The sequence below is a fragment of the Streptomyces sp. NPDC048514 genome (genome assembly GCF_043199955.1).
In the GTDB taxonomy this organism is placed as follows: Bacteria; Actinomycetota; Actinomycetes; order Streptomycetales; family Streptomycetaceae; genus Streptomyces.
In genome coordinates this window covers 252725-271549 of the sequence record NZ_JBICWT010000009.1, presented here as the reverse complement: position 1 = coordinate 271549, position 18825 = coordinate 252725, and the positions used below count along the sequence as shown (strand labels likewise).

Annotated in this window: 15 protein-coding genes; 12 read left to right on the top strand and 3 right to left on the bottom strand. The window is 73.0% G+C overall.

The window, feature by feature from the left end:
* The first annotated feature begins 125 nt into the window (after positions 1 to 125).
* The 3 genes from ACGFT2_RS21480 to ACGFT2_RS21470 all read left to right on the top strand — a co-directional run bounded on the left by ACGFT2_RS21480 (position 126) and on the right by ACGFT2_RS21470 (position 4414).
* The gene (locus ACGFT2_RS21480; protein WP_393280563.1) at positions 126 to 1145 is read left to right on the top strand and encodes a hydroxyacid dehydrogenase; all 1020 of its coding nucleotides are present in this window, start codon (positions 126 to 128) and stop codon (positions 1143 to 1145) included.
* A gap of 161 nt (positions 1146 to 1306) precedes the next feature.
* A complete protein-coding gene (locus tag ACGFT2_RS21475) occupies positions 1307 to 2686 on the top strand; it encodes a radical SAM protein (RefSeq protein ID WP_393280560.1) in 1380 nt (459 codons plus the stop codon).
* A 243-nt stretch (positions 2687 to 2929) separates the two neighbouring features.
* Positions 2930 to 4414, top strand: coding sequence for a cellulose binding domain-containing protein (locus ACGFT2_RS21470; protein WP_393280558.1), 1485 nt, complete (start codon positions 2930 to 2932; stop codon positions 4412 to 4414).
* Positions 4415 to 4489: 75 nt separating this feature from the next.
* Here the strand turns inward: ACGFT2_RS21470 and ACGFT2_RS21465 are convergent, their stop codons facing one another.
* Positions 4490 to 4912, bottom strand: a complete 423-nt coding sequence (locus tag ACGFT2_RS21465) for a hypothetical protein (RefSeq protein WP_393280978.1) — start codon at positions 4910 to 4912, stop codon at positions 4490 to 4492.
* Between the two features lie 667 nt (positions 4913 to 5579).
* Between ACGFT2_RS21465 and ACGFT2_RS21460 the strand changes: the two genes are divergently transcribed.
* The 6 genes from ACGFT2_RS21460 (at position 5580) to ACGFT2_RS21435 (ending at position 11722) form a co-directional block, all read left to right on the top strand.
* Complete coding sequence (locus tag ACGFT2_RS21460; protein ID WP_393280555.1) at positions 5580 to 5939, top strand: FmdB family zinc ribbon protein; 360 nt, start codon at positions 5580 to 5582, stop codon at positions 5937 to 5939.
* An 88-nt stretch (positions 5940 to 6027) separates the two neighbouring features.
* Complete coding sequence (locus ACGFT2_RS21455) at positions 6028 to 6663, top strand: AmiS/UreI family transporter (RefSeq protein ID WP_393280553.1); 636 nt, start codon at positions 6028 to 6030, stop codon at positions 6661 to 6663.
* 24 nt (positions 6664 to 6687) lie between these two features.
* On the top strand, positions 6688 to 7938 hold the full coding sequence (fmdA, locus tag ACGFT2_RS21450; RefSeq protein ID WP_393280551.1) for a formamidase: 1251 nt from the start codon (positions 6688 to 6690) through the stop codon (positions 7936 to 7938).
* A gap of 319 nt (positions 7939 to 8257) precedes the next feature.
* On the top strand, positions 8258 to 9373 hold the full coding sequence (rsgA, locus tag ACGFT2_RS21445) for a ribosome small subunit-dependent GTPase A (protein ID WP_393280548.1): 1116 nt from the start codon (positions 8258 to 8260) through the stop codon (positions 9371 to 9373).
* A 379-nt stretch (positions 9374 to 9752) separates the two neighbouring features.
* Positions 9753 to 11147 (top strand): DNA-3-methyladenine glycosylase 2 family protein, encoded by a 1395-nt coding sequence (locus ACGFT2_RS21440; RefSeq protein ID WP_393280976.1) that lies wholly within the window; start codon positions 9753 to 9755, stop codon positions 11145 to 11147.
* Positions 11144 to 11722: a methylated-DNA--[protein]-cysteine S-methyltransferase gene (locus ACGFT2_RS21435; RefSeq protein ID WP_393280545.1), complete on the top strand. Its 579-nt coding sequence runs from the start codon at positions 11144 to 11146 to the stop codon at positions 11720 to 11722. The genes ACGFT2_RS21440 and ACGFT2_RS21435 overlap by 4 nt, the downstream gene beginning before the upstream one ends.
* On the opposite strand, the gene ACGFT2_RS21430 is transcribed toward ACGFT2_RS21435, so the two are convergent.
* Positions 11719 to 12090, bottom strand: a complete 372-nt coding sequence (locus tag ACGFT2_RS21430; RefSeq protein ID WP_393280543.1) for a PPOX class F420-dependent oxidoreductase — start codon at positions 12088 to 12090, stop codon at positions 11719 to 11721. The two genes, ACGFT2_RS21435 and ACGFT2_RS21430, sit on opposite strands and share 4 nt — an antisense overlap.
* 170 nt (positions 12091 to 12260) lie before the next feature.
* Between ACGFT2_RS21430 and ACGFT2_RS21425 the strand changes: the two genes are divergently transcribed.
* Positions 12261 to 13475, top strand: coding sequence for an SGNH/GDSL hydrolase family protein (locus ACGFT2_RS21425; RefSeq protein WP_393280540.1), 1215 nt, complete (start codon positions 12261 to 12263; stop codon positions 13473 to 13475).
* A gap of 338 nt (positions 13476 to 13813) precedes the next feature.
* Here the strand turns inward: ACGFT2_RS21425 and ACGFT2_RS21420 are convergent, their stop codons facing one another.
* Positions 13814 to 14803 (bottom strand): helix-turn-helix domain-containing protein, encoded by a 990-nt coding sequence (locus tag ACGFT2_RS21420; protein ID WP_393280537.1) that lies wholly within the window; start codon positions 14801 to 14803, stop codon positions 13814 to 13816.
* A gap of 457 nt (positions 14804 to 15260) precedes the next feature.
* Here ACGFT2_RS21420 and ACGFT2_RS21415 point away from each other — a divergent pair, with 457 nt between their 5' ends.
* Together ACGFT2_RS21415 and ACGFT2_RS21410 are read left to right on the top strand one after the other, a co-directional pair.
* A complete protein-coding gene (locus tag ACGFT2_RS21415) occupies positions 15261 to 16940 on the top strand; it encodes a protein phosphatase 2C domain-containing protein (protein ID WP_393280535.1) in 1680 nt (559 codons plus the stop codon).
* Positions 16941 to 17009: 69 nt separating this feature from the next.
* On the top strand, positions 17010 to 18752 hold the full coding sequence (locus ACGFT2_RS21410; protein ID WP_393280532.1) for a pyruvate dehydrogenase: 1743 nt from the start codon (positions 17010 to 17012) through the stop codon (positions 18750 to 18752).
* Positions 18753 to 18825: the final 73 nt, after the last annotated feature.

The window sequence follows — 18825 nt, the reverse complement described above, 5'->3', positions numbered from 1 at the left end:
CGGCCCTCGCTCAGAAGGCGCGCGTCCCGCCCGGAGCGAGTGTTCTCGTTGACCCTCCCGTTCGCCGCGGCCTACCGTGGAGAGCGGTTGCCGCCCGTGCGTCACCCAGCCGGAAGGTCACGTCGTTGCCCGAACGCCCGCAGGCCGTCCTCGCCATGACGGACCGGAACGTGCCACAGGTCTTCCCGCCGCGGCTCCTGGCCCGCCTGCGCGCGTGCGTGGACCTCGACCCCACCCTGGTGGCGCACGACTTCGCCGAGCCCCGGGTGCGTCAGGCCCTGGCCCGCACCGAGGTGCTCATCACCGGCTGGGGCTGCCCGCGGCTGGACGCGGCCGCCTTGGACGCGGCACCCCGGCTGCGCGCCGTGCTCCACGCCGCCGGCTCGGTCAAGGGGTTCACCACCCCCGAGGTGTGGCGGCGCGGCATCCTGGTCTCGTCGGCCGCCGCCGCCAACGCCCTGCCCGTGGCCGAGTACACCCTCGCCGTGATCCTGCTCACCGGCAAGGACGTCCTCGCCTTCGGCCGGCCGCAGCGCACCCGAAGCGACTTCCCCCGCGTCTTCCCCCGCGGCGACATCGTCCCCGGCATCGGCAACCACGGCCGTCGCGTCGGCGTCGTCGGCGCCTCCCGCGTGGGCCGCAGGCTGCTCGAACTGCTCCGCCCCCACGACCTCGCCGTCACACTCGCCGACCCGTACGTCGACGCGGCGGAGGCCGCCCGGCTCGGCGTGCCGCTGCTGCCGCTGGACGAACTGCTGCGCACCTCCGACGTCGTCACGCTGCACGCGCCGCAGACCCCCGAGACCCGGCACCTCATCGGCGCCCGCGAACTCGCGTCGATGCCCGACGGATCGGTGCTCGTCAACACCGCGCGCGGTGCCCTCGTCGACCACGACGCGCTGATCGGGGAGCTGCGCACAGGGCGCCTCCGGGCCGTCCTGGACGTCACCGACCCCGAACCGCTGCCCGCCGGCTCCCCGCTCCTCGGTCTCCCCAACGCGTTCGTCACCCCCCATCTGGCCGGCTCCCAGGGCAACGAGGTGGCCCGGCTGGGCCGCACGGTGGTCGAGGAGGCCGAACGGCTGACGTCCGGACGAGACCTGCTGCACGGCGTCGACCAGGACGAGCTTGAGCGGTCGGCGTGAGGTGACGCGCCCCGGCGCCGGGTCCCTCGCGTCCCCCGCTCCGCCTGTCCACGGCACCCCATCCGGTCGCACCGCGCGTCGTGCGGGGACCCGGCACGGCCGGGCCGGAGGCGGGGGCATACGGTGAGAGGCGAACGCCTGAGCCGGGAGGAGACATACGGATGGGCAGTCGCACCGCGCTGGTCGAGGATCTGATGGAGCGGTTCCCGCATGTGCCACGGGAAGCCGTCTTCAAGGAGGACCTGCTCCGTGGCGGCGTCGCCTTCGACCCGTCCGCCCTCAGCGACAACGAGAGCGGCGAGGTCAAGCCGAAGTCGTACTTCATCTTCTCCTTCGACCACGGCACCCTGCCCGAGCTGGGCGAGGCCGCGCTGCGCCGGCCCCCGGAGGAGATCATCCTCACGGGTGGCCCGTACGACCTGCGCCGTACGGTCGTCTCCGTACGGGTGAACCCCGCCTCGCCCTACCGGGTCGCCGCCGGCGCGGACGGGCTGCTCGGGCTGTACCTCGACGGGAAGCGCATCGCCGACGTCGGGGTGCCGCCCATGCCCGAGTACTACCGGCACACCCTGTCCAACGGGAAGTCGGTGATGGAGGTCGCCCCCACCATCCAGTGGGGTTATCTGATCTATCTGACCGTCTTCCGGGTCTGCCAGTACTTCGGCGCCAAGGAGGAGTGCCAGTACTGCGACATCAACCACAACTGGCGCCAGCACAAGGCGGCCGGCCGGCCCTACACCGGGGTGAAGGACGTCGAGGAGGTCCTCGAAGCCCTGGAGATCATCGACCGGTACGACACCCAGAAGGCCTCCACCGCCTACACGCTCACCGGCGGCGCGATCACCAAGACCGTCGCCGGCCGGGACGAGGCCGACTTCTACGGCCACTACGCCAAGGCCATCGAGGAGCGCTTCCCGGGCCGCTGGATCGGCAAGGTGGTCGCGCAGGCGCTGCCGAAGGCGGACGTGCAGCGGTTCAAGGACTACGGCGTGCAGATCTACCACCCCAACTTCGAGGTGTGGGACCGGCGGCTGTTCGAGCTGTACTGCCCGGGCAAGGAGCGGTACGTCGGCCGGGACGAGTGGCACAAGCGCATCCTCGACTCCACCGAGGTGTTCGGCGCCCGCAACGTGATCCCGAACTTCGTCGCGGGTGTCGAGATGGCGGAGCCGTTCGGCTTCACCACCGTCGACGAGGCCATCGCCTCCACCACCGAGGGCCTGCGGTTCTTCATGTCGCACGGCATCACGCCCCGCTTCACCACCTGGTGCCCGGAGCCCACCACACCGCTCGGCAAGGCCAACCCGCAGGGCGCGCCGCTGGAGTACCACATCCGGCTGCTGGAGGCCTACCGGGCCACCATGGACGACTTCGGGCTCTCCTCGCCCCCCGGCTACGGTCCGCCCGGGCCCGGTCGCGCGGTCTTCTCCGTCAGCTCCTTCATGGACAGCCTGCCCGCGAACGAACCGGAGGCCGGAGCGGTCGACGCGCCGGTGGACGGACCGGTGGGCGAATCGGCGGGGGCACGCACCGAGGCCTGATCCCGCTCGCCGGGCCGGCGGGGCGGTGAACGGGGCGGCTCCGGCGCGCGTACCACGAGCCGGAGCCGCTGCCCCTCGTGAGGGGCGTGGGGCCCGCCTCCGGACACGCTCCGTGAGCGGAAGCGAACAGCCCGCTTGTCAGGTGCGTCACGGACGTGAAAGGCTCTGTGCCCTGCCGCGAGGTTTCGCACAACTGCCTTTGCCCTGCGGTGAGTTGACCTCGCACGTGGATGCAGGAGTTCCATGTCCGACCTGCCGACCCCCCAGGACGCCACCGAGGCCGCGCTGTTCTCGGAGGGCTGGGACGCGGTGCTCTCGTACGCCGACCTGTGCACCTCGGGATCCTTGACGGCCCACCAGCTGGCGACCGAGGCGTTCACCCACGGCATGCGTGAACTCCGCGCCGCCGCGAGCACCCATGTGCGCGGCGCCGGCCGCCGCACGGCACGGCTGCCGACGACACCGGCGCTGCTCACGGCCGTGCGCGACACCGCGGCCGCCTGGGAGGCGGACGGCCGGGGGCACCGGCTCGACCCCGACCTGAGGCTGTGGCTGCACTCGGACCGGGCCGGCCGCTTCTCGGGGCCGCCGCTGCGGCGGCCGGTAGCGCTGCGCGGACTGCGGGACATGCAGGAGGCCGACGCCTCGCTGCTGTGGCTGGCCGAGGTGGAGGCCCTGCCCCTGCCCACCGTCGCCCACCGGCTCGGCCTGGACCCGGCCGGCGTCGCAGCCGAGCTCGAACAGGTCCGCACCCTGTTCCGGGACCGCTGCCACCGCGCCCACCTGGACACCCCGATGGACGCCGAGTGCCGCAGCTACGCCCGGCTGCTGGACGCGGTCACCCGGTCGCCCGCCGCCGAGACCCCCGGCGACCTCTCCCGGCACCTGGCGACCTGCGTGGGATGCGCCGAGGCCGCGGCCTGTCTGCGCCTGCACGGCGGCGGCCTGCCCGCCGCGCTGGCCGGCGGAGTCATCGGCTGGGGCGGCCTCGCCTACCTGGAGCGCCGCCGCCGCGCCGCCGAGATCCGTCTCGGCGCGCTCCCCGGCGCCACCGATCCCGGCGGCGGCGACCCGAAGGAGGACGCGGGCCGCGGCCGGACCGTGCGGCGTGGCCTGCTCGCCGCGGCCGTCCTGCTGTCCGCGCTGGCGCTCGGCGTGTCGCTGATGCCGTTCGACGGGGCCGGCGACGGCGCGGCCGCCGCCGCCCGCGTCGACCGCCGGCCCGCAGCCGAGGCTCCCAGGGCCTCTCGTACGCCGCGCGGCCCGTCCCCGACCGGCGCGCCCGCCGCCACCCCCACCACCGCGTCCACGCAGGCGAAGCCCGCGCGCGGGAAACCCGGCCCCGAACCCCGGGGCACCACCGCCATCAGCCGCGAACCGTCCCGCACCGGCGCTCCCGCCACCACCCGGGCGGCCCGCTGCCGCGTCGACTACGAACTAATCAGCCAGTGGCCCGACGGCTTCCAGGCCACCGTCACCGTCACCACCGACCTGGCCCTCACCGGCTGGCAGGTCGCCTGGAACTTCCCCGACGGGCAGCGGATCGGCCAGATGTGGGACGCGGGCGCCGACCAGAACGGCGCCCGCGTCACCGCCACCGCCACCGACTACGACCGCTCCGTCGCCGCGCACGGCACCCTGTCCTTCGGTTTCATCGGCGCCTGGCAGGACCGGAACCGGGCGCCCTACGGCTTCACGCTCAACGGGGCTCCGTGCGGTACCGGCTGATCCGGCCGCGCTCACCGAGCCCGCCCGGGACCACCCTCGTGAAGGGTGTCCCCCGGCTGCCGCCTCCGCAGGGGCTCAGAGCTTCCCGCCGATCTCGCAGGCCCGGCACGGCGGCCGTCCGCAGGTGCACTGCATGAGGGCGTCGAGGACCTCGCGGTCGTGGTAGAGACACTCGTCCTTGCAGGTGTGACGCGGGATGAAGCCGGCCGGGATCTCGCCGGGCCACGGCTCGTGGCCGTCCCGGCAGCGGACGAACCGCTCGGGGTCGGTGGAGTGGAGTTCGTGCATGTCCGACCGCGCCTGGTCCTCCAGCTCGCGCACTCGCTCCACCAGAGCCTTGAGCTCGGCGGCGATGCCGGAGTACCGGTCGGCGCCGGTCCTCACGTGCGCGGCCCGCAGTGCCATCGCTGCGTTGCCCAGAAACCTGCCGGCATCCTGGAGGTCGGTCACGTGGTGCATCTGAATGCCGGTCACGCCCCGGACCCACACTGCGTCCATGCTCACTGATCCACCCTCTTCCGGCCTTCGCCTGAATGATTAGGAGAGATACGCGCGGCGCCGGTATCTCCGCATATTGCAGAACAATCTATTTATGGACGCTAAAGCCCTGACCTGTGCCCGTCCAGCAATTTGATCGTGAATCGGCTCACAGCGTGTGAATCGGCTCACGGTATCCTCGGTGGTCCGATACGGTCCGATACTCCCTGCGCCGAGAGAGTGCGCGGTGAGGGCGGGGGCGCCGGTCGGCCGTCTCGGCACCGATGATCTCGAATTTCGAGCCGAGTGGGCGTCGCTCCGCAATCCCCGGGGATGAAAAGGTGGTGTTCCGCCGAACGGGATGCGGCTATTTCGATGAGGCGTGACGGCGTTCGCCTCGACGTGTCCGGCTCGTCGGCGCCGGCCCTCCTGCTCGTCCACGTGCTGGAGATATCCGGCCGTCGACCCGGTACGCCGCTTCACGGCGATCTCCACATTCCGTTACGAGCCGTTCCACCTGTGTGAGAAGGGGCAGGTCGAGGATCCCTGCTGTACGCCGTCCCGAGTCTCCCCGCGGTTCTTGCGGCGGCAGCGGCGGCGCTCGCCGTCGGCCCGTTCCGGGAAGGCCCGGGCCCGGCCGTCCGGCACTTGACACGTGGATTTGTGGGACGTCTCCTTGAAGTAGGAAATGCGCTGCCGCGTGCGCCACTTGGGGGCGCACGGCACGCACGCGGGTTGGCCAGCGTCCACCGGCATACGGAGGCTGCGGATGGCGACCTATGAATACCTATGCAGCCGCTGCGGCCCGTTCGAGGTGAAACTGGCGATCGGAACGGCGCCCGCGGTCCACGGCTGCCCTGTCTGTACAGGCGCTGCGAAACGCGTCTACTCCTCGCCCGGCTTCCCGCGTACCTCGCCTGCGGTCGCCGCCCTCCATGCCCGGGAGGATCGGTCCCGCGAGGTACCGGAGGTCGTCTCCGAAGTACCGCCACGCAGGAGAGTACGACAGCAGGCGCACCCTCCGGACTCACGACTGCCGCGTCCCTGAGGGCGGCGGCCGGCACGAGCCGAGCCGCCGTCGGCGGCCCGGGTGCGACGCGATATCGCTTTCTACGCGGACTTAGGAGGTGCGTCCCGTGGGAAACGTGGGGCTGCTCTTCGTCGGTGCCGTGCTCTTCGTGAACGGGCTGATGCTGCTGCAGAGGGTCGATGCCAAGTCCGCAGCAGTGTTCAACCTCTTCGTGGGTGGACTGCAGGTACTGACGCCCACCTACCTCATCTTCACGGCCGGCAACGATCCCCTGAAGGTTCTGGCGGCGTCGGGGATCTACCTGTTCGGATTCACCTACCTCTATGTGGGAATCGTGCTGCTCGCCGGGATAGACAACATCGGCGTCGGCTACTACTCCCTGTTCGTGGCGATCGTGGCCCTGGGGTATTCGTTCGCCAACTTCCACCTCCTCAAGGACTACCCGTTCGGAGTCATCTGGCTCTACTGGTCCTTCCTGTGGTTCCTGTTCTTCCTGCTGCTCGGTCTCAAGAAGGCGGAGTTGTCCGACTATGTGGGCTGGGTGACGGCCATCGAGGGCTGGGTCACGGGTGTCATTCCCGCGGCGTTGCTGCTCTCCGGCTACTGGAAGCACCCCACGGAGATCGCCATCGCCCTCGGTGCCTTCGGTGTCGTCGTGTTCGCGGCACTGTGGCCGCTCACCGGGAAATCACGGCATCCGGCCCCGGCCGGATCGGCCGGAAGCACGGGCACAACGTCCTGACCGGATCAAAAGTGAGAGGCTGTCATGCCCGAAGTCGTATTCACAGTGGACCAGCACAAGTCGATGCGAGAGCAGGACGTCCCCGGACACAACAGGTGGCACCCGGACGTCCCCAACGCCGCCATGGTGAAGCCGGGATCGGAGTTCCGGATGGAATGCCGTGACTGGACCGACTGCCAGGTCGGAAACAACGACTCCGCCGACGACGTACGTGACATCGACCTGACCATCCCCCACATGCTCAGCGGACCGATAGGCGTGGAGGGCGCCGAACCGGGTGACCTGCTCGTCGTCGACATCCTCGACCTGGGCCCCGTGCCGCAGCAGACCGGTGGCGCGGCGGGCCAGGGCTGGGGCTACACCGGCATCTTCGCCAAGGCCAACGGCGGCGGCTTCCTGACGGACTACTTCCCGGACGCCTACAAGGCGATATGGGACTTCCACGGACAGCAGGCCGTCTCCCGCCACCTCCCCGGGATCCGCTTCACCGGCATCACCCACCCCGGACTGTTCGGAACCGCCCCGTCCGCCGAGATGCTCGCCCGCTGGAACGCCCGCGAGCAGGCGCTGATCGACACCGACCCGAACAGGGTCCCCCCGCTCGCCGTACCGCCCGACGCCGCCAACGCGCTCGCCGGCACGGCAACCGGGGACGCCGCGCAGCGCATCGCCGCGGAGGGCGCGCGCACGGTGCCGGCCCGCGAGAACGGAGGCAACCACGACATCAAGAACTTCACACGCGGTTCGCGGGTCTTCTACCCCGTACACGTCAAGGATGCCAAGCTCTCCGGAGGCGACCTGCACTTCAGCCAGGGCGACGGAGAGATCACCTTCTGCGGCGCCATCGAGATGGGCGGCTTCATCGACTTCCACGTCGACCTGATCAAGGGCGGCATGGAGACGTACGGCATCTCCACGAACCCGGTGTTCCTGCCGGGCAACGTCGAGCCGAGGTACACGGAGTTCCTCACCTTCATCGGGATCTCCGTCGATCACGACACGGACACGAACTACTACCTGGACGCGACGCTGGCCTACCGCCGGGCCTGCCTCAACGCCGTCGAGTACTTCAAGAAGTTCGGTTACAGCGGAGAGCAGGCCTACCTGCTGCTCGGCTCGTCACCCATCGAGGGACGTATCAGCGGCATCGTCGACATCCCCAACGCGTGCTGCTCGCTGTACGTACCCACCGCCATGTTCGATTTCGAGGTGCGGCCGAGCGCGGCCGGCCCCATGAAGGCCGACCGCGGTCAGTGCGCGCTGTCGACCGCCTGACCGGACCCCGGCACGGCCGGCATCCGCCCGTACGACGATGCGCAGCGTGAGGCTCCGCTGCGCATCGGGGCGCTTCGGTAAATGCGTTGGTCTTCCGCCGAGACGTGCGGCTACGCTTGCCTTGTCCCGAGGCGGCCGGTGGCCGCCGCTGCCGGCTGAGTGCGATCACAGGAGGTGTTGACCGATGGCTGTCGTTGAGATGGGCGCTGCCCGCATCCGGAAGTTCATTCAGTCCACCTCCGTGGCCTCCGGCTGACCTCACTCCTCTCCCGCGCCAGTGAGCGCGGTGCCGGGGCCACCCCTTGTGAAGGGTCCCCCCTTGTCTTTCTCTTCCCTCGTGGGTTCGTCCTCGTCCTCCTCGCATCCGCTCGCCCCGTACGGCTGGGATGCGGCCTGGGAGGCCGAGTTCGCCCCGCACGCCGAGCAGGGTCTCCTGCCCGGCCGTGTCGTACGCGTCGACCGCGGTCAGTGCGACGTCGTCACTCCGGCAGGCGTCGTCCGTGCGGACACCGAGTTCGTCGTTCCCCGTGACCCGATGAGGGTCGTCTGCACGGGGGACTGGGCCGTCGTCGACCCCGAAGGCGGCGACCCGCGATACGTGCGGGCGCTGCTGCCCCGCCGTACCGCCTTCGTGCGCTCCACCTCCTCCAAGCGGTCCGAGGGGCAGGTCCTCGCCGCCAACGTCGACCACGTCGTCGTCGCCGTGTCCCTCGCCGTGGACCTCGACCTCGGCCGCGTCGAACGCTTCCTCGCCCTTGCCTGGGAGTCCGGTGCCCAGCCCGTCGTCGTCCTCACCAAGGCCGACCTCGTGCCGGACCCGGCGACCCTCGCCCACCTCGTGCAGGACGTGGAGACGAGCGCGCCCGGCGTGTCCGTGCTCACCGTCAGCGCCCTGTACGGCGACGGGCTCGACACCCTCGTCGCGCTCGTCGGCTCCGGCACCACCGTGCTGCTCGGCCAGTCCGGTGCGGGCAAGTCCACCCTGGCCAACGCTCTCGTCGGCGAGGACGTCATGGACGTACAGGCCGCGCGGGACGTCGACGGCAAGGGCCGGCACACCACGACCACCCGCAATCTGCTCGCCCTGCCCTCCGGCGGTGTGCTCATCGACACCCCCGGGCTGCGCGGCGTCGGCCTCTTCGACGCCGGCACCGGCGTCGGGGCGGTCTTCGCCGAGATCGAGGAACTGGCCGAGCGGTGCCGCTTCCAGGACTGCGCCCACGAGAGCGAGCCGGGCTGCGCGGTGCGCTCCGCCGTCGAGAACGGGGAGCTTCCGGTACGGCGACTGGAGAGCTACCGCAAGCTGATGCGGGAGAACCAGTGGATCGTGGCCAAGACGGACGCGCGGCTGCGCAGCGAGATCAAGAAGGACTGGAAGCGTAAGGGGGCTGAGGGAAGGGCGGCGATGCGGGCGAAGCGGGGCCACTGGCAGTAGCCCCCGCCCGCGGTCCCCGACACGGCCCCGGGCCGGCGGCCACCCCGGGGCCGCACCCGCCGGCCTCGCCCCGCCCCCGGCCCATCCGCCCCCGGGGCCGCACCCGCCGGCCTCGCCCCGCCCCCGGCCCATCCGCCCCCGGGGCCGCACCCGCCGGCCTCGCCCCCGCCCCGGCCCATCAGCCCCCGGGCCGCGCCCGCCGGCCTCGCTCCCGCCCCCGCGTCCCCCTGCCCCGCCCCGGTCATCCCCGGGTGTCGATCGGTTCGGGGGACGGGGCACGGGGGACGGGGGCCGGGGGCCGGGTCCCGGGTCCGGGCAAGCTCCACGTCCGATTTCCGCTAGCCCCGCCCCGTGTCCGCGGACCACACTGGAAAGCGTGATGGACGAAGACAGCAGGTACGAGGCGGTCCGCAGCCGGGACGGGCGGTTCGACGGGGCGTTCTTCTTCGCCGTGCAGACCACCGGGATCTACTGCCGGCCCAGCTGCCCGGCGGTGACGCCCAAACGGCACAACGTGCGGTTCTTCCCCACCGCCGCCGCCGCGCAGGGCTCCGGCTTCCGCGCCTGCCGCAGATGCCGGCCGGACGCCGTGCCGGGCTCGGCGGACTGGAACGTCCGCGCGGACGTCGTCGGCCGCGCCATGCGCCTGATCGCCGACGGAATCGTGGACCGTGACGGCGTCGCCGGACTCGCCGCACGGCTCGGCTACAGCGCCCGGCAGGTACAGCGCCAGCTCACCGCGGAACTCGGCGCCGGTCCCGTGGCACTCGCCCGGGCCCAGCGCGCGCACACCGCGCGGGTGCTGCTGCAGACCACCGGCATGCCGGTCACCGAGATCGCGTTCGCGTCCGGGTTCGCCAGCGTGCGGCAGTTCAACGACACCGTCCGGGAGGTGTACGACACGACACCGACCGACCTGCGTGCCGCCGCGCCCCGGGGCCGCGAGGCGCGCCGTGCCACCCCGGGCGCCGGCATCCCGCTGCGGCTCGCGTACCGGGGCCCGTACCAGGCGAGGGCCGTCTTCGACCAGCTGGCGCGGGAGGCGGTGCCCGGTGTCGAGGAGGTGACCGGCGCCCCGGGCGGCCGTACCCACCGGCGCACCCTGCGGCTGCCGTACGGCACCGGGCTCGTCGCCGTCGCGGAGCGCACCCGGGAGCCGCGTGCGGGCGGCGGCACCCGGCCGGGCGGCTGGCTGGACGCGCGGCTGCACCTCACTGACCCGAGGGACCTCACCACCGCCGTGCAGCGGCTGCGGCGCCTGTTCGACCTGGACGCCGACCCGTACGCCGTCGACGAGCGGCTCGGCACCGACCCGCGGCTCGCTCCGCTGGTCGCCGCACGGCCGGGGCTGCGCTCGCCCGGCGCCGTCGACCCGCTGGAGCCCGCCGTACGCGCCCTGGTCGGCACCGCGGGCGCCGAGGAGCTGGTGCGCCGGTACGGCAAGGTGCTCGACGCGCCCTGCGGCGGCCTCACCCATCTCTTCCCGGAGCCGGCCGTCCTCGCCGAGGCCGAGCCCGACGGCCCACTGGGCGCGCTCGCCGCCGCCCTCGCCGACGGCACCGTACGGCTGGACCCGGGCGCCGACCGGGACGAAACCGAGCGGGCGCTGCTCGCCCTGCCCGGCATGGACCCCACCACCGTCGCGACCCTCCGGGTCCGCGCCCTGGGCGATCCGGACGTGGCCCCGCCCGGGACGGAGGTGCCCGACGCGTGGCGGCCGTGGCGGTCCTACGCCGTCCGGCATCTGTGCGCGGCGGCGGAGGTGGCGCGATGACGACCGCGACGACCGTGTACGTCACCCGGCTGGCCGCCCCCGTCGGACCGCTGCTGCTCACCGCCGACGCGGACGGGGCGCTCACCTCCGTGTCCGTGCCCGGGCAGAAGGGCGGGCGGGTCGTCCAGGACGGCTGGCGGCACGACCCGGGGCCGTTCCGCGCGGCCGGCGAGCAGCTCGCCGCCTACTTCGCCGGTGAACTCGAGGAATTCCAGTTGCCGTTGCGCGCCGACGGCACCGAGTTCCGGCAGCGGGTGTGGGCCGCGCTGGACGAGCTGCCGTACGGCGCCACGGCGACCTATGGCGAGATCGCCGCCCGTATCGGCGCGTCCCGCCCGGCCGTTCGCGCGGTCGGCGGTGCCATCGGCGCCAACCCGCTGCTGATCGTGCGCCCTTGCCATCGGGTCATCGGCGCGAACGGGACGCTGACCGGGTACGCGGGCGGACTGGAGCGCAAGGTGTGGCTGCTCACCCTGGAGGGCGCGCTCACCGGCCGCCAGGAACACGGCCGGGGCCTGCCTGACGGTTCCGGGCCGCCCTTCGGGCGACGAAGCGAACCGTCGGACCGGCCCTAGGACTCCGCCAGCCCCCAGCTGTACACCCGGCGCGGACGGACCCGGATCACCTCCTCGCTCATGTGCGCCCCCAAGTCGTGCGGCCCGACCAGGAGTTCGGCCTCGCCCCGGATGTCGACACCGCGCACCCGCCAGGGCCGTACGCTCACGATGTCGTCCACGACCAGAGCGACCTTCGGATTCCGCCGGAGGTTGCGCCACTTCTTCGTGGTGCCCATCGAGTAGCCGCCGATCAGGATCGTGCCGTCGTCCTGGAGGAAGAAGCCGACGGGGTTCGCCTGCGGCTGCCCGTGTCCGTCCACGGTGGCCATGCGCCCGAGTCGCTGCGAGTTCAGGTACGCGCGCTCGGCCTCGCTGAATTCGGTCATGACGGCAGCCAAGCACGCCCGCCCGCCCTGCGCATCGGCCCTTCGGCCCAGGTCCGCGGTCCCGTCCCGAATTGCGCCGAGCGGGTGGACCGGCGCCGGTGGTCCGACGTCGCGGCCCGCGCGTGTGACACGGTCGCCTCCGACGGACCACGGGGAAGGCGGACGCAGACATGGCCAAGGTCGGACGGGTCCTCGTGGTCCTGCTGCTGACGGTGCCGGCGAGCACGGCGGCGACGGCCGTCGCCGGACCGGCGCGCCAGCCCTGGGCGGGCAGTTGGGAGACCGCTCCGTCGGGGACCGCGCCCGCACTGCCCGGCGCCGCCGTCCGCAACGTCGTCCACCTCAGCGTCGGCGGCACCGCGGTACGCCTCCGGCTCGGCAACCGGCTGGGCAGCGCGCCCCTGTACCTCGGCGCGGTCACCGTCGCCCTGCGCAGCGGGTCCGGCCCGGCCGCCGTGCCCGGCACCCTGCGCGTCGCCACCTTCCACGGCGCCCCCACCGTCACCGTACCCCCGGGCGAGGACGCGGTCTCCGACCCGGTACGGCTGTCCGTCCCGGCCGCCGCCGACCTCCTCGTCACGGTGTACACACCCCGGGACAGCGGGCCCGCCACCTACCACCGCACCGCCCTGCAGACCAGCTACCTGGCCCTGACCGGCGCCGGCCGGGCCGCGGACGAGGACGGAACGGCGTACACGAGGAAGACCAGCCGCTGGTACTACCTGACCGGCGTCGATGTCCGGGGGCCCGCCCGCGGCAGCGTCGTCGCGTTCGGCGACTCCCTCACCGACGGCACGGGTTCCACCCCCGACGCCAACCACCGCTGGCCCGACCGGCTGGCCGAGCGTCTGCGCGTCCAGGGGATCGGGGTCCTCAACGCCGGGATCGCCGGCAACCGCCTGCTGCACGAGGGCACCGGGCCCAGCGCCCTCACCCGGGCGGACGCCGACGCCCTGGACCGGGCAGGGGTGCGCGCCCTCGTCGTGTTCGAGGGCATCAACGACATCAAGGCCACCCCGGAGGGCGGGGACGCCGCCGCATACGCCGACGCGTACCGCACGCTCGTCGCGCGCGCCCACGCCCGCGGCATCCGCGTCGTCGGCGTCACCCTCACCCCCTACCGCGGCTATCCCGCATACACGGCCACCAACGAGGCGGTACGCAAGCGGGTGAACGCCTTCATCCGCACCGGCGGCGCGTTCGACGCGGTCGCGGACGCCGACAGCGCCGTACGCGACCCGGCGGACCCGACCCGCATCCTGCCGGGCTACGACCCCGGCGACCACCTGCACTTCAACGACGCGGGCATGCGGGTCGTCGCCGACACCGTGCGCCTGGCCCTGGCACAGCGACCGTGGTCCTCCTTCGACCGCCCCGCCGGCTGACCACCCCAGGCACCCGAGGCACCCCAGCCACACCGGGCGACACCAGGACGGCACGGGGCCGGCGCCACGAGAACACGACTGCACGGCTCAACGGCGCAACGGCTCAGACTGCACGGCTCAATGGCGCAACGGCTCAGACTGCACGGCTCAACGGCCCAACGGCCCATCGACTGCACGGCTCAACGGCTCAACGGCTCAACGGCTCAACGGCTCAACGGCACAACGACTGCACGGCTCAACGACTCCACACCTCACGACGGCACTGTGACAGGGGGGCTCGGCGGCGCTGCTCGGCAGGCCTCTGACCGCGGCGCGTCGGCACCCGGCGCATCCGCCGCTCAGCGGGACTCCTCCCGGGCCACCCAGCCCCGCTCGTAGGCGTGCCAGCCCAGCTGCAGCCGGGTCGTCACCCCGGCCAGCTCCATCAGCCGCTTCACCCGGCGCTGCACGGTCCGCAGGCCCAGGTCGAGCTGTTTGGCCACGCTGGCGTCGGTCAGCCCCGCGAGCAGCAGCGACAGCACCTCCAGATCGGTGACGTCCGGGCCGTCCTGCTGCTCCTCGGCCACCCCGGAGGCACCCAGCCGCAGCGGCAGCGCGTCCCGCCACACCGACTCGAACAGCCCCGCCAGCAGCTCCAGCAGCCCGCTGGCGTGCACCACCAGCGCGGCCGGCTCGGCCGTTCGAGAGGTCAGCGGCACCATCGCGAGCGAGCGGTCGGCCACCACCAGCTTCGTCGGCACCCGGTCCACCACCCGTACCCGCTCGTCCCGGCCGAGCGCCGCCGTCAGTTCGGTCAGCCCGTGCGGCAGGTCCAGCACCGTCCGCTCGACCACCACCCGGTAGCGCACCCCGCGCCCGGCGGCCTGCTCCTCCGCCTCGTTGTCCGTGCCGGAGACGACCACCGGGTTGCCGGTCACCAGCGCGCACACCTCCTCGGTGGCCCCCAGCTGAAGTTGCAGGAAGCGCTGGGCGACCGCCGGGGCGCCGGTCACCACCTCCACCAGGTCGTGCACCGCCGGCTCGGCCGCCGCCGCCCGGTACTCCTCCGCGAGCAGCGCCGTCGCCAGCTCCGCCTTCTCCAGCTCGTGCCGCTGCTGAGTGAGCAGCGCGCCCAGCGCCACCCCGGGCGGGGCGGCCACCCAGCGGCCCGGCCGTGCCGAGGACTGGGCCGCGAGGCCCTGCCGTTCCAGCCGGCGCAGCGCCCGCTCGGTGTCCTGTTCGGCCAGTGCCAGGCGCCGGGCCAGATCGGCCACCTCGGCCGCGCCCACGGACACCAGCGCCCGGTACGCCGCCTCGTGCGTCTCGTCCAGCCCTATCGCTGCCAGCATCGACCTGCGTCCCTCCCTGAGCATCGGTCCACGAAAGCGGTGCGGCGTGGCGGAAACCGGCCACGGCGCGAACCCGCCGCAGCACATCATCGCCGTACCGGCGACGCCTCTGCCAAGGTGGCAGCACCGAGGACGCGCGGCCGTGCTCACGGCTCGCAGCGGCGTCCGGGAATCCAGGGCACGGTCCGGCCGTTCGACCGGCACCGCCGTGTCCCGGTCACCCCGGAGCGTGGTCCTGGCCCGGACGTGTGCGCGCACACGAAGGGGATCCGGGCCGGGCCACTTCACACGCCGCCGGGCGGTCCTCCCGTGGGGGGTGGGGCCGCCCGGCGGCCGTCGGCCGCCGGTCGTACGGCTGTTCACCTCCTCACTCGACACGCCGTTCGAGGTGGCCGAGTGCGCGGGATTTTCCTGATGCCCCGTTTTCCCACGGCCCGTGCGGTGGACAATCAGGAACATGGACCAGCAGGGGGGAAGGGCCGCCCGTCATGAGGACGACTGGTGGCGGCAGCTGTACGACGACTCCACCGCGGACACGGGTCCCACGGCCGCGCCGGATTCCCTGGACGACCGCTTCGCCTCGGCGAAGAAAGCGGTGACGGGGCGGCCGGGCGCGGCACCGGGACGCGGTACGCGACCGGACGGGCAGGGCGGCGGCGACGTCGACGGCCGCAACGGCGCCGACGAGAGACCGGCGCCCCGCGAGCCGTCGGTCCCCCCGCAACGCACCGCGGACTCACGCCCGCCCACCGGGCTGACGCCCGACCCTTCGCCCACCGGGCTGACGCCCGACCCTTCGCCCACCGGGCCGACGCCCGACCCTTCGCCCACCCTGCCGACGTCCTCGCCCCCGCCACCGCGGACCACCGCCCCCGCCGAGCCGCCGCGGACCGCCGCCCCCGCCGAGCCTCCGGCGCCGGCCCCGCGACCGGCCTCCGCCCCGCCGGAGACGCCCGCCGCGCCACCGGCCCCGCCGCCGTCTCCCTCGCCCGCCGCCCCTCCGCCGGCACCCGCCGCAGGGTCCGCGCCCGGCACAGAGGCCGGGGGGCCCGTGGACGCCGCGCCGGCCGCGGCGGCCCTGGCGCCCACGGCGTTCGGACCGGCCGGTGGACGTTCGCCGGGGGCAGCCCCCGTCTCCGTCGACTACGTGGGTTCCGGGCCTCCCACCTACGACCCCGAACCCACCGCGCTGCCGGGCGCGGATCCGGACGGGCTCGGCGAGCTGGTCGCGGACACCGTGCTGGACGGCGCCCGGTACGGGTCCTGCACGCTGCGGGCGGTGTCGATGCGCGGGGACTCCGCGCGGTACCGGGGGGAGCCGCGCCGGGACGCGCTGCTCACCGTCCGCTTCGGCAGCGGGGAGCAGGCGCTCCTGCTGGTGGCGATGGCGACCGGCGCGCGGGGGGCACCCGGCGCGCACCTGGCGGCCGCCGAGGCGTGCCGGTGGATCGGCCGGGCCGTGGGCCGGAGCCATCAGCGGCTGGTGGAGGACCTCCGGTCGGCACGGCGCGGCGAACTGAAGTCCGGCCTGCACCGGCTGACCGACCGCAGCCTCGGCAGGCTCCGGGCCAGCGCCGCCGGGCAGGGCATCGCCCCGGAGGAGTACGCGGCGAGCCTGCGCTGTCTGCTGCTGCCCGCCGACCCGGACTGCCGTACCCGCGTGTTCTTCGGCGTCGGCGGTGGCGGGCTCTTCCGGCTGCGGGACGGCGCATGGCAGGACATCGAGCCGCACGTGTCACCCGCCGGGACCACCGGCGCACCGGTCGTCGGATTCGGCTCACCGCCGGCCCGGGCCCCGGAGGGCGACCGGCTCACCCTCGACTTCGGCATCCCGACTCCGCCGAGCCCGTACGAGCCGTCCCCCGAGGTGTCCGCCGCGCTCGACCGGACGCCGGCCGGGCCGCCCCGCGAACCGTTCCTCTTCCGCGCCTCGGTAGCCCGGCCGGGTGACGCGCTCGTGATGTGCAGCGCGGGCCTGGCCGACCCGCTGCGCGGCGAGCCCGCCCTCTGCGCCTACCTCGCCCGCCGCTGGTCCGGCCGGGCGGCGCCCGGCCTCGCCGCGTTCCTCGCCGACGTCCAGGTACGGGTGAAGGGCTACGCCGACGACCGTACGGCGGCGGCCGTGTGGGAGGCGTAACCGCCGGCCCTGTGGATTCATGGAACGGGAGGACCGTATCCGGGGACAGCGAAGGGGCAGCCGACAGCCATGGCCAGACAGAACGTTGCCGAGCAGTTCGTCGACATCCTGGTCCGCGCCGGGGTGCGCCGCATGTACGGCGTCGTCGGCGACAGCCTCAACCCGGTGGTGGACGCCGTCCGCCGCAACTCCGCCATCGACTGGGTCCACGTACGGCACGAGGAGACGGCCGCCTTCGCAGCAGGCGCCGAGGCCCAGATCACCGGCAAGCTGGCGGCCTGTGCCGGCTCCTGCGGCCCGGGCAACCTGCACCTGATCAACGGTCTGTACGACGCCCACCGCTCCATGGCTCCGGTGCTCGCCCTCGCCTCGCAGATCCCGTCCGGCGAGATCGGCCTCGGCTTCTTCCAGGAGACGCATCCGGACCGGCTCTTCCAGGAGTGCAGCCATTACAGCGAGTTGATCTCCAGCCCCAGGCAGATGCCCCGGCTGCTGCAGACCGCGATCCAGCACGCCGTGGGGCAGAGCGGGGTGAGCGTGGTCTCCCTGCCGGGGGACATCGCCGCCGAACCCGCGCCGGAGAAGGCCGCGCAGAGCGCACTGGTCACCTCCCGGCCCACCGTCCGCCCCGGCAACGCCGAGATCGACCGGCTCGTGGAGATGATCGACGGGGCCGGCAAGGTCACCCTGTTCTGCGGCAGCGGCACGGCCGGCGCGCACGCCGAGGTCATGCGGTTCGCGGAACTGATCAAGTCCCCCGTGGGGCACGCCCTGCGCGGCAAGGAATGGATCCAGTACGACAATCCCTACGACGTCGGCATGAGCGGCCTGCTCGGCTACGGCGCCGCCTACGAGGCCACCCACGAGTGCGATCTGCTGATCCTGCTCGGCACCGACTTCCCGTACAACGCCTTCCTCCCGGACGACGTGGAGATCGCCCAGGTCGACGTACGGCCCGAGGTGCTGGGCCGGCGCTCCCGGCTCGACCTCGCCGTGTGGGGGGATGTCCGGGAGACCCTGCGCTGTCTGATCCCGCGGGTGAAGGAGAAGACGGACCGCCGGTTCCTCGACAAGATGCTGAAGAAGCACGCCGACGCGCTGGAGGGCGTGGTCAAGGCGTACACGCGTAAGGTCGACAAGCACGTCCCGATCCACCCCGAGTACGTGGCGGCGGTCCTCGACGAGGCCGCCGACGACGACGCGGTGTTCACCGTGGACACCGGCATGTGCAACGTGTGGGCCGCCCGGTACATCTCGCCCAACGGCCGCCGCCGGGTCATCGGTTCGTTCTCCCACGGCTCGATGGCGAACGCGCTGCCCATGGCGATCGGCGCGCAGTTCACCGACCGACGCCGGCAGGTGGTCTCCATGTCCGGCGACGGCGGATTCACCATGCTGATGGGCGACTTCCTGACGCTCGTGCAGTACGACCTGCCGGTCAAGGTCGTGCTGTTCAACAACTCCTCGCTCGGCATGGTCGAGTTGGAGATGCTGGTCGCGGGCCTGCCGTCGTACGGCACGGCGAACACCAACCCCGACTTCGCCGCCGTCGCCCGGGCCTGCGGTGCCTACGGGGTGCGGGTGGAGAAGCCCAAGCAGCTCGCCGGCGCCCTCAAGGACGCCTTCAGGCACAAGGGGCCGGCCCTGGTGGACATCGTCACCGACCCCAATGCCCTGTCCATCCCGCCGAAGATCAGCGCCGAGATGGTCACCGGGTTCGCGCTGTCCGCCTCCAAAATCGTGCTGGACGGCGGGGTCGGCCGCATGCTCCAGATGGCCCGCTCCAACCTCCGTAACGTGCCGCGGCCCTAGGATGCCCTGGACGGGGGCCCTGCGGCCGACGACGCGCACCCGCAGCGCCTCCAGCACGACGGCGGTACCCGGC